This is a genomic window from Xanthomonas theicola, assembly GCF_014236795.1.
GTDB classification, from domain to species: domain Bacteria; phylum Pseudomonadota; class Gammaproteobacteria; order Xanthomonadales; family Xanthomonadaceae; genus Xanthomonas_A; species Xanthomonas_A theicola.
Genome location: NZ_CP049017.1, coordinates 1,923,333 through 1,936,683 on the forward strand (window position 1 = coordinate 1,923,333; position 13,351 = coordinate 1,936,683).

General features: G+C 70.7%; 11 protein-coding genes. 1 reads left to right on the forward strand and 10 read right to left on the reverse strand.

Annotated features, from left to right (window positions below):
• Window positions 1-9: 9 nt before the first annotated feature.
• From G4Q83_RS08855 to aspS, 10 genes are all read right to left on the reverse strand, one after another.
• Window positions 10-1,932: a potassium transporter Kup gene (locus tag G4Q83_RS08855; protein WP_128418694.1), complete on the reverse strand. Its 1,923-nt coding sequence runs from the start codon at window positions 1,930-1,932 to the stop codon at window positions 10-12.
• 52 nt (window positions 1,933-1,984) lie between these two features.
• Window positions 1,985-2,569, reverse strand: coding sequence for a Holliday junction branch migration protein RuvA (gene ruvA, locus G4Q83_RS08860; RefSeq protein ID WP_128418693.1), 585 nt, complete (start codon window positions 2,567-2,569; stop codon window positions 1,985-1,987).
• A gap of 163 nt (window positions 2,570-2,732) precedes the next feature.
• Complete coding sequence (gene ruvC, locus G4Q83_RS08865; protein WP_128418732.1) at window positions 2,733-3,245, reverse strand: crossover junction endodeoxyribonuclease RuvC; 513 nt, start codon at window positions 3,243-3,245, stop codon at window positions 2,733-2,735.
• Window positions 3,246-3,408: 163 nt separating this feature from the next.
• Window positions 3,409-4,140: a YebC/PmpR family DNA-binding transcriptional regulator gene (locus tag G4Q83_RS08870; protein ID WP_128418692.1), complete on the reverse strand. Its 732-nt coding sequence runs from the start codon at window positions 4,138-4,140 to the stop codon at window positions 3,409-3,411.
• Between the two features lie 81 nt (window positions 4,141-4,221).
• Window positions 4,222-4,869, reverse strand: coding sequence for an esterase/lipase family protein (locus tag G4Q83_RS08875; protein WP_128418691.1), 648 nt, complete (start codon window positions 4,867-4,869; stop codon window positions 4,222-4,224).
• Window positions 4,870-4,879: 10 nt separating this feature from the next.
• Window positions 4,880-5,167 (reverse strand): I78 family peptidase inhibitor, encoded by a 288-nt coding sequence (locus tag G4Q83_RS08880; RefSeq protein ID WP_128418690.1) that lies wholly within the window; start codon window positions 5,165-5,167, stop codon window positions 4,880-4,882.
• 223 nt (window positions 5,168-5,390) lie between these two features.
• Window positions 5,391-6,515, reverse strand: coding sequence for an efflux RND transporter periplasmic adaptor subunit (locus G4Q83_RS08885; RefSeq protein ID WP_128418689.1), 1,125 nt, complete (start codon window positions 6,513-6,515; stop codon window positions 5,391-5,393).
• Window positions 6,512-9,703 (reverse strand): efflux RND transporter permease subunit, encoded by a 3,192-nt coding sequence (locus tag G4Q83_RS08890; RefSeq protein ID WP_128418688.1) that lies wholly within the window; start codon window positions 9,701-9,703, stop codon window positions 6,512-6,514. The genes G4Q83_RS08885 and G4Q83_RS08890 overlap by 4 nt, the downstream gene beginning before the upstream one ends.
• A 219-nt stretch (window positions 9,704-9,922) precedes the next feature.
• Window positions 9,923-10,441 carry a GNAT family N-acetyltransferase gene (locus tag G4Q83_RS08895; protein WP_128418687.1) on the reverse strand — a complete coding sequence of 173 codons (519 nt, stop codon included), beginning with the start codon at window positions 10,439-10,441 and terminating at the stop codon, window positions 9,923-9,925.
• Between the two features lie 3 nt (window positions 10,442-10,444).
• Complete coding sequence (gene aspS, locus G4Q83_RS08900; RefSeq protein WP_128418686.1) at window positions 10,445-12,202, reverse strand: aspartate--tRNA ligase; 1,758 nt, start codon at window positions 12,200-12,202, stop codon at window positions 10,445-10,447.
• Between the two features lie 157 nt (window positions 12,203-12,359).
• Here aspS and G4Q83_RS08905 point away from each other — a divergent pair, with 157 nt between their 5' ends.
• Window positions 12,360-13,307 (forward strand): DUF3011 domain-containing protein, encoded by a 948-nt coding sequence (locus G4Q83_RS08905; protein ID WP_128418685.1) that lies wholly within the window; start codon window positions 12,360-12,362, stop codon window positions 13,305-13,307.
• Window positions 13,308-13,351 lie beyond the last annotated feature (44 nt).

The window sequence follows — 13,351 nt, forward strand, 5'->3', positions numbered from 1 at the left end:
CCGACCCCATCAGATCTCCACCTGCGCGCCCAGCTCCACCAGCCGGTTGCCCGGAATGCGGAAGAAGTCGGTGGCGGGCGCGGCGTTGCGGTGCATGAGCGCGAACAGCTTGTCGCGCCAGATCGGCATGCCGCGGTTGGCGCTGGCGACGATGGTCTCGCGGCTGGCGAAATAGGTGGTGTCCATCGGGTCGAAGTAGGTGCCGCCCTGGTCGCAGGAGCGCATCAGCGCCAGCGGCACGTCGGGGGTTTCCATGAAACCGAAGCGCACATACACCCGATAGAACTCATCGCCGATGGCATCCATTTTCAACCGCTGCCGGGCGACCGCGTACGGCACCGGCAGGGTTTCCACGGTCAGGAACACGTTGCGCTCGTGCAGCACCTTGTTGTGCTTGAGGTTGTGCATCAGCGCATGCGGCACCACCAGCGGGTCGGCGGTCAGGAAGACGGCGGTACCCGGTACGCGCACCGGCGGCGCCAGCATCAGCCCGGGCAGGAAGCTGTCGAGCTTGATGCCGTCCTTGCGGATCTCGCTTTGCAGCAGCTTGCGCCCGCGGCGCCAGGTGCGCATCAGGGTGAACAGGATCAGGCCCAGCAACAGCGGGAACCAGGCCCCGTCCATGAACTTGATGATGTTGGCGTAGAAGAACGCGCAATCCACGAGCAGAAACACCGCCGCCATCATCCACAGCAACGGGCGCGGCACGCGCGGGTTGGTGCGCGCGTAGATGATCATCAACACCGTGGTGATCAGCATGGTGCCGGTCACCGACACGCCATAGGCGGTGGCCAGCGACATGGAATCGCCGAAGCCCAGCACCGCGATGAGCACCAGCGCCAGCAGCATCCAGTTGACGCCGGGGATGTAGATCTGGCCGATCGTCGAATGCGAAGTGTGGCGGATATGCATGCGCGGGATGTAGCCGAGTTGGATCGCCTGACTGGCCACCGAGTACGCGCCGGTGATCACCGCCTGCGACGCGATGACCGTGGCCGCGGTGGCCAACACGATCATCGGATACAGGCCCCAGTCGGGAACCGATTCGTAGAACGGATTGCGCACCGCGGCCGGGTCGCGCAGCACCAGCGCGCCCTGCCCCAGATAGGTCAGGGTCAACATCGGCAACACCAGGAAATTCCAGGAATAGCGGATCGCCTTGGCGCCGAAATGGCCCATGTCCGCATACAGCGCCTCGCCGCCGGTGACCGCCAGCACCACCGCGCCGAGCACGAACACCGCATGCCAATTGTGCTCGGCGAAAAAGCGCACGCCCCACCAGGGATTCAGCGCGTGCAGCACCTCCGGCGCCTTGGTCAGGTTGTAGACGCCGATCGCGCCCAGCGCCAGGAACCACAGCACGGTGATCGGACCGAAAGCCTTGCCGACCCGTTCGGTGCCGAAGCGCTGCGCCACGAACAGGACCACCAGCACCACCACGGTGATCGGCACGACGAAGCTGCGCAGCCGCGGAGCGGCCACTTCCAGGCCCTCCACCGCCGACAGCACCGAGATCGCCGGAGTGATCACCCCGTCGCCGAAGAACAGCGAGGCGCCGAAGATGCCGAGGATGCCAACCACGTAGACGGAGCGCGAGCCGCCCGGCAGGGCGCGCTGGGCCAGCGCGGTCAACGCCATGATGCCGCCCTCGCCATCGTTGTCGGCACGCATGATGATCGCCACGTACTTCAGCGTGACCACGATCATCAACGCCCAGAACACCAACGAGAGGATGCCCAGCACGGTGTCATGGTCCGGGGTCAGGCCGTAGTGCGGGGAAAACGCTTCTTTCAGCGTGTACAACGGGCTGGTGCCGATGTCGCCGAAGACCACGCCGATGGCGCCCAGGACCATGGCCAAGCCAGTCTTGCGGTGCGCGGCGTGGCCGGAATTTCCCGCGTGAACGGCATCGGAGGAGGGGGGCAAGGACATGTCGGAATCAGGTTAGCGCCGCAGCGCGTGAAGAAAGGAGGTACGGCATGGATCAGCGCAGCGCGGCCTGCAGCGCCTTGCGGATCACGGTGGCGACCTCGTCGCCGTCGGCGGCGGCGTCGCGCGCCATCTTCGCCGCCTCGGCCGGCTTGTAGCCGAGCTGCTGCAGCGCCACGGTGGCCTCGGACATGGCGTCGGTCCCCAACTGCCCGGTGACCGGCGCACCGCCGCTGAAGTCCGCGGCGCGATCGCGCAGCTCCACCACCATGCGCTCGGCGGTCTTCTTGCCGATGCCGGGGATGCGGGTCAGCGCGGCGACGTCGGCGGTGGTGACCAGCCGCGCGAACTCGTCCACGCTGACGCCCGACAGCACCGCCAGCGCGATCTTGGCGCCGATGCCGGTGACCCGCTGCACGTCGCGGAACAGGCGCCGCTCGCCCTCGCGCAGGAAACCGTACAGCGACACGCTGTCCTCCTTCTGCGCATAGTGGGTGAACAGGATCACGTCGCGGCCGACGTCGGGCAGGTCGTAGAAGGTGCTCATCGGCGCCTCCAGCTCGTAGCCGACCCCGCCCACGTCGATCACCAGCCACGGCGGCTGCTTGTAGGCGAGGATGCCGCGCAGGCGGCCGATCATCGGGACACTCCTTCGGGACTCCGGACTCGGGACTGGGGACTCGAAAAGCTGGAGGCGCGGCCGGCTTGAGCGGATACGACGCGGTGTACCGGCGATCTGCCAGGCGCCGACAACTCGCTGTTCCGGGCCCCGAGTCCCGAGTCCCGAGTCCCGACATATTTCATCATTTCCTGCTCCACGCCTGTTGCGTACTGACGCCCAGGCGCTGCGCGGTCGCGCGCACGTGGGCATGGGTGATGGCCACCGCCAGCGCGTCGGCGGCGTCGGCCTGCAGTTTCCCGGTCAGGCTCAGCATCAGGCCGACCATGTGTTGCACCTGCTGCTTTTCGGCCGCGCCCTTGCCGACGATGGCCAGCTTGATCTCCTTGGCCGCGTACTCGTGCACCGGCAAGTCGCGCAGCACCACCGCGCAGATCGCCGCGCCGCGCGCGTGGCCGAGCTTCAGCGCGGCGTCGGCGCTCTTGCCCATGAACACCCGCTCGATCGCCACTTCCTGCGGCCGGTACTCCTGGATCAGCGCGTCCAGCCCGTACAGCAGGCGCTTGAGCCGCTGCGAGAAGTCGCCTTCGCCGAGCAGCACCAGCGGCGCGTGGTGCACGTGGCTGGTGCGGCCGCTGCCGTCGATGTCGATGATGCCCACGCCGGTGCGCTGCGAACCCGGGTCGATGCCGAGGATGCGAACCTTGCCCGGACTCGGGACGCGGGACGCGGGACTCGAAGGACCTTCGGCACGGCCAGCGCGAGTGGAGACGACAGGCCGCGACGGTGATCCATCAGGCTCCGGCAGCTCGCCGTTCCGAGTCCCGAGTCCCGCGTCCCGAGTCCCGGCAGTCGCCACGTCAACCGCCACTCAACGCGGACTGATCGGCATTGGAATAGACCGCCTGCACGTCGTCCAGGTCTTCCAGCATGTCCAGCAGCTTGCGCACCTGCAGCGCGGTGTCGCCTTCCACCGCGATGTCGTTGTCGGCGCGGAAGCTGATCTCGGCATGGTCGGCAGCCAGGCCGGCCGCCTGCATCGCGTCCTTGACCGCCTGCAACGCGTCCGGCGAGGTCAGCACGTCGATCGCGCCGTCGTCCTGATAGACCACGATGTCGTCGGCGCCGGCGTCGATCGCCACCTCGGTGACGGCCTCCTCGTCGGCGCCGGCGGCGAAGCTGAGCACGCCCAGGCGCTTGAACATGAACGCCACCGAGCCTTCGGTGCCCAGGTTGCCGCCGTACTTGCTGAACGCGTGGCGCACGTCGGCCACGGTGCGCACGCGGTTGTCGGTCAGGCAATCGACGATCACCGCGACCCCGCCCGGGGCATAGCCCTCGTAGCGGATCTCCTCGTATTCCACCCCTTCCAGTTCGCCGGTGGCCTTCTTGATCGCGCGCTCGATCACGTCCTTGGACATGTTCGAGGCCAGGCCCTTGTCCATCGCCACGCGCAGGCGCGGGTTGTTGGACGGGTCGCCGCCGCCGGCGCGCGCGGCGACGCCGATCTCGCGGATGATCTTGGTGAAAATCTTGCCGCGCTTCGCATCGGATGCGTTCTTGCGGGCTTCGATCGAGGGGCCTCTACCCATGGGGCGTTCCGGACATCAGTGAAGACAAGCGGCGGATTTTACTCGATTGCGCCGCTGCGCCTCCATCCGCGGCGCAAGCGCTCAACCGGCGAAGCGGCCATGGCGCAGGAACGCCGCGGCCTGGCGCGCGGCCAGCGGCGAGAACAACAGGCCGCCGTGGCTGGCGCGCACCATGCAATGGTCGCGCAGGCCGGGCAGGCGGGTCTCGGCCAGGGCCACGGTGCCGTCCGATTGCGGCCCCAGCGCGGCGATGCGGTTGCCCAGCCCGAACGCGACGCTGCCGGCCACCATGCCGACCTCGGCGGGACCGTCCCAGCGTCCCAGACCCCGCTGCAGCAAGCCCGCGCTGCGTCCCAGAGCGGCGCCGAGACCACGCCGCAGCAGCGCCTGCGCCACCGCGCTGCCGGCCAGCGGCATGCCCAGGCAGACCACACGGGTCACCGGCGCCTGCAGCGCCTGGCGCAGGGCGTCCAGCGCGATCAGCCCGCCCAGGCTGTGCCCGACCAGCGCCGCCGGCCCGTGCGCCGCCAGCCGTTCGATCCGGCGCAGCAGGCGCGGCAGCGCCGCCTCGGCCCCGCCGAAAACGGTCGAATAACCGAAGGTGGCGACACGGAAGCGGTCGCGGCGCAAGCGCCAGGCCAGTGGGCCGAGCCAGGCGCGGCCGTTCCAGATGCCGTGCAGCAGCAACACCAGCGGTGCGGCGCCGACGGCATGGTGCGCAGCGGCCATGCGTCCCGGCTCAGCCGCAGTCGATCCGGACGATGGCATTGGCCGTGTCCAGGAACACGTTGAGCCGGTCCGGACGCAGGCCGCGAGTCGCCGCCTGGCCGGCACCGCTTTGCTCCCGGACCCGCGCCATGGTCGCCTCGGTCGCGGGCTGGCCGACCGCCCAAGCCACCGGCGCGGCCAGGCAACGGCCATCGCCCTGCAGGTCCGGGCCGCCGCTGGCCGGCTGCAGCGACGCCGGCGGCGTGCAGGCGGCCAGCAGCGGCAGCAGCGCGGCGATGCATCCCTGTGCTCGCGACATCGGGTTTCTCCCGCAGCTCGAAGTGCGTACAAGTCTATTGCGCCGTCGTGCACCGCGTGCCGAGCTGGCCGCGGCCGAGCGCCGGCCGCCCGCACCGGCGTCGCCGATCCGGTACCGGCAGGCCCGGTTGCACACGGCCGGCGCCAGCCCCCCGGCCAGGGCACGCCCGCCGTCTGCGCCTGGGCCGCGCGGGGCCGGGCAGGCAAGCAACCGCTGCGGCGCCTCAGCGCGCGGCCGCGCGCACGCGCGCGCCCTCGGCGAGCAGCGCATTGGGCGCCAGCACGACCCTGTCGCCGGCGGCCACGCCGGCCAGCACCTCGATCTCGTTGCCCAGGTTGCGGCCCAGCACCACCGCCACATAGCGCAGCCGCTGGTCCCTGCCGACCTTGCCCACCTTGGCCACGGCGCCGTCCTGCACCAGCGTCGCCAGCGGCAGCAGCGCCGCCGGCGCCGCGCGCGGCACCTGCAGGCGCACCTGCCCGACCATGCCGGCAGGCAGCCGGTTGCCGGGGTTGGGAAGGCGCAGTTCCACCCGCATGCCGCCGGCATCCTCGGAAATGCGCTGCGCACTGCGCATCACCTCGGCATCGAAGCGTTCGCCCGGCAGTTCCGGGAACGTCACCTGCGCGCGCAGGCCCGGGCGCACCTGCAATGCGGCGCTCTGCGGCACGTCCACGGCGATGCGCAGCGGGTCCAGCGCATCGATCCGGAACATCGGCAGCGTGGCCGCGGCGGCATCGCCGACCACGCGGTCGCCCTGCTCGATGTTGCGCGCGCTGATCACCCCGTCGAACGGCGCACGCACACTGCCGAAGCCCTGCCGCGCGCGCGCGCTGGACAGCTGCGCACGCGCCACGTCCAGTGCCGCCTGCGCCGCATCGCGCGCGCCCAGCCGGCTGCTGTAGTCCTGGCGCGAGATCAACTGGCCGCGCAGCATCGCCGCGGCGCGTTCGTAGTTGCCGCGCGCCAGGGTCAGGTCGGCCTCGGCCTGCAGCACCTGGGCCTGCGCTTGGCGCACCGCCTGATCGATTTCCGGCGCGGCGATGGTGGCCAGCACCTGACCGGCGCGGACGCGGTCGCCGAGATCGACCAGGCGCGTGGCCACCAGGCCGGTGGCGCGCGCGTACACCTGCGCGGTCTGCCCGGCCTGCGCCCGCGCCGGCAGCGCCAGCACAGCGTCGGCAGCGGCCGCGCGGGCCTGCACCGTCGCCACTTCGGGAACTGCGGCGGGCGCCGCGGCCGAGCGCCGCTTGTCGCAGCCGGCAAGCGCGGCGCAGGCCAAGGCGAGCGCCGCAACCGCGCCGGCGACGTGCGGGAACGGACGCGGTGCGATCTTCATGGCAGTCATCGAACGACTCCTTCGTTGCCGGCCGCAAGGCCATCGGCGGCCGCGGCGTGGCGGCGGTTGTGGCGGCGGCCGAGCACGGCCAGGATCGACGGCACCAGCAGCAGCGTGGCCGGGGTGCCGAACAGCAGGCCGCCGATCACCGCGCGACCCAGCGGCGCGTTCTGCTCGCCGCCCTCGCCCAGCCCCAGCGCCATCGGCACGATGCCCAGCACCATCGCGCTGGCAGTCATCAGCACCGGCCGCAGGCGCACCGCCGCGGCCTCGTAGGCGGCCTGCTCGGGATCGTGGCCCTGCCCGATCAGGTTGCGCGCAAAGCTGGTCACCAGCACGCTGTTGGCGGTGGACACGCCGATGACCATCATCCCCCCCATCAGCGCCGGCACGCTGAGCGGGGTGCCGGTGACGCACAGCGCCACCGCCGCACCGGCGATCGCCAGCGGCAGCCCGGACATCGCCACCAGCGGCTGCACCCAGGACTGGAAGTTGACCACCAGCACCAGGAACACCAGCACCGCCGCCAGCATCAGGCCCGAGCCGAGTTCGCCGTAGGCGCTGTGCATTTCCCCGGCCTGGCCGACGATCTCGATGCGGTTGCCGGGCTTGAGCCGGGCCTGCATCTGCGCGGTGATGTCGGTCAGCGCCGCGTGCACCGAACCGAGGTCGCGCCCTTGCACGTTGGCGACCACGCTCACGGTCGGCGCCATCATCACCCGGCCGACGCTGGCCGGCACCGCGCGCGGGGTCACGTTGGCGATGTTGCGCAACAGCACGTTGCCGTCGGCGCCGATGCGCAGCGGCGTATTGAGCAGCGCCTCGATGCCGTCCAGGTCCTCGGGCAGCACCTGCAACTGCACCGTATAGGACGTCGCGGTGGCCTGTTCCACCCAGTACACCGGGGTCACCGTGCCCGACGACCCCAGCACCGCGAGCACCGCGCGGCTGGCGTCCTGGGCGCTGATGCCGAGCTGGGCGGCGCGGCTGCGGTCGATCGCGATGCGGTACTCGGGCAGATCCAGCACCTGCCGCACCATCACGTCGGTCGCGCCGGGCACCTGCCGCAGCCGCGGCACCAGTTCGCGTGCCAGCGCCAGGTTGCCGGCGGCCTCGCGCCCGTTGAAGCGCACCTCCAGCGCGCCCACCGCCGCGCCGGCCAGGGTGCGACCGGTGGCGTCGGGCGGCCGTTCGAACAGGCGCACCTCGGGGTAGCGCTCGGCGATGCGCGCGCGGATCGCCTTCAAGTAATCGGCGGTGGGCGCGTGCGGGGTGCGCAGCTGCAGCATCAGTTCGGCCTCGAACGCACCGACCACGGCGCTGTCCACCCAGGCCAGGTTGACCGCGTCCGGGATGCCGATCTGCTCGTAGACGGTCTGCAACTCGGCGGCGGGAATGATGTCGCGGATCTCGCGCTGGACCTGCGCCAGCCGCTGCGCGGTCTGCTCCAGCCGGGTCCCCGACGGCAGCCGCACCTGCAGCCGCAACTGCCCGGCATCGACCTGCGGGAAGTACTCGCGCCCGAGCATCGCCGCCGCGCCCAGGCCCAGGGCCAGCAGCGCGAACGCCGCCAGCGCCAGCATCCCGCCACGATGGCCGAGCCGGTACAGCAGCGCATGGTGGCGCTCGCGCAGCCGTTCCAGGGCGCGGTCCACGCGCCGGTGCAGGGCCAGCAGCGCGCGCTCGGCGGCCCAGCGCGGCCGCGCGCGGCTGCGGATGTCGGCCGGCAGCAGCAGGTAGCACAGCACCGGGATCAGCGTGCGCGAGAGCAGGAACGAGGCCAGCATCGCGAAGATCACCGCCAGCGCCAGCGGCGTGAACACCCAGGCCGACAGCCCCGTCATCAGCAGGATCGGGGTGAGCACGATGCAGATCGACACGGTGGAGACGAACTCGGGGAACACCACTTCGCCGGCGCTGTCCAGGATCGCGCTGCGCACGTCCTTGCCCATGGCGAGGTGGCGGTTGGTGTTCTCCACGTCCACCACCGCGTTGTCGACCAGGATGCCGATCGCCAGCGCCAGCCCGCCCAGGGTCATCACGTTGAAGGTATGGCCCAGCAGGTACAGCGCGGTCACCGAGGCCAGCAACGCCAACGGGATCGCCGACAGCACGATCAAGCTCGAGCGCCACGAGCCGACGAACACCAACACCACCGCCGCCACCAGCAGCCCGACCAGCAGCGCCTCGTGGCGGATCGAGCCGATCGCGTTGTCGACGAAGACGGACTGGTCGAAGATCGGCTCGATGCGCGTGCCAGGCGGCGCCGAGGCGACGATTTCCGGCAGCCGCTCGCGCACCTGGCGCACGATCTCCACTGCCGAGGCGCCGCCCATCTTGATCAGCGCCACCGAGACCGCATCGGCGCCGTCCATGCGCGCGATATTGGTCTGCAGCGCGCCGCCGTCGCGCACGTTGGCCACGTCGCGCACGTAGATCACGTTGCCGCCGCGGCTGGCGACCGGCAGGTCGAGGAAGCCGGCGGCGCTCTCCGGGCTGGTCTCCAGCGAGATCTGCATTTCGCGCGCGCCTTCGCGGATGTTGCCCGACGGCAGCGTCGGGCTGCCGCGCTCCAGCGCCGCGGCCACCTCCTGCGGGATCAGGCCGTAGATCTGCAGCGCCTGCGGGTCCAGGTCCACCATGATCTGCCGCGCCGCGCCGCCGTACGGCAGGCTCATGCGGATGCCCGGGATCGACTGGATCTGCGAGCGCAGTTGCAGGCGCGCATAATCGTACAGTTGCGCCGGGCTCATCGCGTCCGAGGACAGCACCAGTTGCAACACCGGCGTGCTGGAGACGTTGTTGCGCACCACCAGCGGCGGCGACGTCCCCGGCGGCATGCGCCGCAGGATGGTCTGCGAGACCGCGGTCATCTGCGCCAGCGCGCGCTCCAGATTGACCCCGGGCTGGAAGTCGGCACGCACGATGCCGATGCCGTTCAGGCTTTCCGAGCGCACCTCCTTCAGGTCGTCGACGTTGTTGAGCACCGAGATCTCGGAGAACGAGGTCAGCTTGGCCGCCATCTCGGCCGCCGGCAGACCGGCGTAGGTCCAGATCAGGTTGACCGAGGCGATGCCGACCTCGGGCAGGATGTCGGTGGGCATGCGCCGCGCCGATTGCAGGCCGAACAACAGGATCAGCAGAGCGAGCACGCCGATGGTGTAGCGGCGCAACAAGGCGTACTGGACGATCCACATGCGGGCGGGCTCCGTGCGGGGGCGAGGACGGCGGTCGCTGCAACAGATATACATATACATGGTGGGCGATGCACGCGGATCGCCACAAGCCGCGCCGGCGCCGCGCAACTGCGCTGTCCGCGCCGGCGCCCGTCACGGTTCAGCCGCGGGCGCGAACGCCGGTGCGGCGCCCCGCCGCGCACCGATAGGATGCAGATCCGCGGCGAGGCGGAGCGGCCCTCAGCGCGGCGGGCGCCGCAGGATGAACTCCAGGTCGCGGGTCTGCCCGACCGGGAACTCGTAGGTGCCGACCTTCTCGAAGCCGTAGCGCGCGTAGAAGCGCTGCGCGCCGAAGTTCTGCGACCACACCCCGATCCACAGCGTGCGCGGGCCGTCGCGTTCCAGCCAGGCCAGCGCGGTCTCGAACAGGCGGCTGCCCCAGCCGCTGTTCTGGTGCGAGCGCAGCAGGTACAGCCGCTTCAGTTCGCCGTCGCCGGGCCGCACCTCGGCGTGCGGCAGGCCGCACGGGCCGGCCGCGGCATGGCCCACCGCCACGCCGTCGTCCTCCAGCAGCCAGACCGCGTAGTCCGGGTGCTGCAGGATGGTGCGCTGCCGCGCCGCGGTGTAGGTCTGACCGAGAAAGCCATGCAGGTCCTGCGGCGAATACAGCTGGCCGAAGGTCTCGGTGAAGGTGGCCGCGGCCAGCGCCGCCAGCGTGGCGGCGTGGTCCGGCGTGGCCTGGCGGATCGCCAATGCCATCGCTCAGCCCTGCACCGGCTTGGCGCGCACCTGCACATGCACCTCGGCCAGCTGCGCATCGGCGATCGGCGACGGCGCATCGGTCATCAGGTCCTGCGCACCGGTGGTCTTGGGGAACGGGATCACGTCGCGGATCGAGTCGGTGCCGGCCATCAGCGCGGCGATACGGTCGATGCCGAAGGCGATGCCGCCGTGCGGCGGTGCGCCGTAGTTCAGCGCATCGAGCAGGAAACCGAACTTGGCGCGCGCCTCCTCGGCGCCGATGCCAAGCAGCTCGAACACCGCGCTCTGCATCTGCGGGCGGTGGATACGGATCGAGCCGCCGCCGATCTCGTTGCCGTTGAGCACCATGTCGTAGCCGCGCGACACCGCGGTCCTGGCGTGCTCGCGCAGGTCGGCGATGTCGTCCACCGCCGGTGCGGTGAAGGGGTGATGCAGGGCGACGTAGCGCTGCGCCTGCTCGTCCCATTCGAACATCGGGAAGTCGGTGACCCACAGCGGCGCCCAGCCGTCGGCGACCAGGCCGAAGTCCTTGCCGGCCTTCAGCCGCAGCGCGCCCATGAAATCGGAGACCTTGTTGTAGCCGCCGGCGCCGAAGAACACGATGTCGCCGCTGCCGGCGCGGACGTGCCGCAGCAGCGTGGCGAACGCGTCCGGCGCGAAGAACTTGGCGATCGGCGAGGCGACCTCGCCGTTGTCGGCGATCTTGACGTAGGCCAGGCCCTTGGCGCCGTACTTGGCCGCGTGCGCGGCGTAGTCGTCGATCTGCTTGCGCGACAGCGCGGCGCCGCCGGGAATGCGCAGCGCGACGACGCGGCCGCCGGCATCGGCGGCGGCATCGGCGAACGCCTTGAATTCACTGCCCGCGACCAGTTCGGCCACGTCGACCAGTTCCAGGCCGATGCGCAGGTCCGGCTTGTCCGAACCGAAGCGGCGCATCGCCTCGGCCCAGGTCATGCGCGGGAATTCGGCGGCCAGCTCCACGTCCACCACTTCCTTGAAGATGTGGCGGATCATCTGTTCCACCGCATCCTGCACGTCGCGCTCGCGCACGAAGGCGAATTCCATGTCCAACTGGGTGAACTCGAGTTGGCGGTCGGCGCGCAACGCCTCGTCGCGGAAGCAGCGCGCGATCTGGTAGTAGCGGTCGAAGCCGGCCACCATCAGGATCTGCTTGAACAGCTGCGGGCTCTGCGGCAGTGCGTAGAACTCGCCCGGATGCATGCGCGCCGGCACCAGGAAGTCGCGCGCGCCTTCCGGGGTGGCCTTGGTCAGGATCGGGGTCTCGATGTCCTGGAAGCCGCGCGCGTCCAGGTAGCGGCGCAGCGCCTGCACCAGCTTGATGCGGGTGCGCTGCATGCGCTGCATTTGCGGCCGGCGCAGGTCCAGGTAGCGGTACTTCAGGCGGGTTTCCTCGCCTGGGTTCTCGTGCGCGTGGAACGGCAGCGGCGCGGCCTTGTTGAGCACGCCGATGCGGGTGGCGATCACCTCGACCTTGCCGCTGCGCAGCTTGTCGTTGACCGCATGCCGCGCACGCACCACGCCTTCGACCTGCAGCACGTCCTCGTAACCCAGCGAGGCGGCGACCGCGAACACCTCCGCGCACTCCGGCTCCACCGTCACCTGCACGATGCCCTCGTGGTCGCGCAGGTCGATGAAGCAGACGCCGCCGAGATTGCGCGCGACATCGGTCCAGCCGGCCAGGGTGACGGTTTGGCCGATCAGGGTCTCGTCGACCAGGCCGCAGTAGTGGGTACGCATCGCAAACTCCAAGGTGGGGCCGCCGCCGCAGAACGCGCCGGCAAGCAGGATATTCTGGAGCGCAGCGCCGGTCCGGGCAAATCGCGACCCGGCTCACTCCGCCCAGGTTTCCGTGAGGCTATAGTCCGGCCGCATCCACGGGCATCGGAGGGAATGCATGTTGAAGCGGTTGAGCGGCTGGTGGTTGGTGGCAGGACTGGCCTTGGCCAGCGGTCCGGTGGCCGCGCAACGCGCGCGCGCCTACGCGCCCGAGGATCTGCGGCAACTGTCGGCGCCGAGCCGGGTGCGGGTGATCGAGCGCGAGTACGCCGACCAGTCGCGCGGCCGGCGGATCCCCGACGACCAATTGGAGTTCTACCTGGACCAGATCGACCGCGGCTGGGGCTTTGGCCGCATCCAGCAGGACATCGCCACCTCGCGGCGCGGCAGCAGCGGCCAGTGGCGGCCGCAGCCGGGGTTCAACGCGCAGACCATTGCCTGCTCCAGCAACGACCGCAAGCGCCGCCAGTGCGCCACCCCGTTCCGCGGCCGCGCGCAGCTGGTCGGCGCGCTGTCGGATTCGCCGTGCATCGAGGACCAGACCTGGGGTTCCGGCCCCGGCGTGGTGTGGGTGGACGGCGGCTGCCGCGGCCGCTTCGCCGAAGGCCGCGGCGGCTGGGGCGCTGGCGGCGACGGTGCCGGTCCCGGCGGCAGCATCCGTTGCGAGAGCCAGGACAAGCGCCAGCGCGTCTGCAACACCGGCTGGCGCAATGCGGTGCTGGTGCGGCAGTTGTCCGACACTCGCTGCATCGAGGGCCGCAGTTGGGGCCAGCGCGACGGCGCGGTATGGGTGGACGCTGGCTGCCGCGGCGAGTTCGCCGAAGGCCGCAGCGGCGGTCCAGGCCGCCCGGGTCCAGGCCGCCCGCCGTCCGGCGGCAATTACTCGGTGACCTGCAGCAGCCAGGACAAGCGCCTGCGCCGTTGCGCCTGGAACCGGCGCCAGGGCCGCCCGGCGGTGATCCAGCAGCTGTCCGGCACCGCCTGCGTCGAAGGCCGCAACTGGGGCTACGAAGGCAATGCGGTGTGGGTCAAGGAAGGCTGCCGGGCGCGCTTCGGCGCCCGCTGATTCCCTGACCAGAAAACGCGAACGGCCCGGAGGCGACTCCGGGC

Bases quoted from the DNA above. Each gene is read 5' to 3' on its own strand.
- G4Q83_RS08855 (WP_128418694.1), bottom strand. From the start codon at position 1,932: ATGTCCTTGCCCCCCTCCTCCGATGCCGTTCACGCGGGAAATTCCGGC.
- ruvA (WP_128418693.1), bottom strand. From the start codon at position 2,569: ATGATCGGCCGCCTGCGCGGCATCCTCGCCTACAAGCAGCCGCCGTGG.
- G4Q83_RS08870 (WP_128418692.1), bottom strand. From the start codon at position 4,140: ATGGGTAGAGGCCCCTCGATCGAAGCCCGCAAGAACGCATCCGATGCG.
- G4Q83_RS08875 (WP_128418691.1), bottom strand. From the start codon at position 4,869: ATGGCCGCTGCGCACCATGCCGTCGGCGCCGCACCGCTGGTGTTGCTG.
- G4Q83_RS08880 (WP_128418690.1), bottom strand. From the start codon at position 5,167: ATGTCGCGAGCACAGGGATGCATCGCCGCGCTGCTGCCGCTGCTGGCC.
- G4Q83_RS08885 (WP_128418689.1), bottom strand. From the start codon at position 6,515: ATGACTGCCATGAAGATCGCACCGCGTCCGTTCCCGCACGTCGCCGGC.
- G4Q83_RS08890 (WP_128418688.1), bottom strand. From the start codon at position 9,703: ATGTGGATCGTCCAGTACGCCTTGTTGCGCCGCTACACCATCGGCGTG.
- G4Q83_RS08895 (WP_128418687.1), bottom strand. From the start codon at position 10,441: ATGGCATTGGCGATCCGCCAGGCCACGCCGGACCACGCCGCCACGCTG.
- aspS (WP_128418686.1), bottom strand. From the start codon at position 12,202: ATGCGTACCCACTACTGCGGCCTGGTCGACGAGACCCTGATCGGCCAA.
- G4Q83_RS08905 (WP_128418685.1), top strand. From the start codon at position 12,360: ATGTTGAAGCGGTTGAGCGGCTGGTGGTTGGTGGCAGGACTGGCCTTG.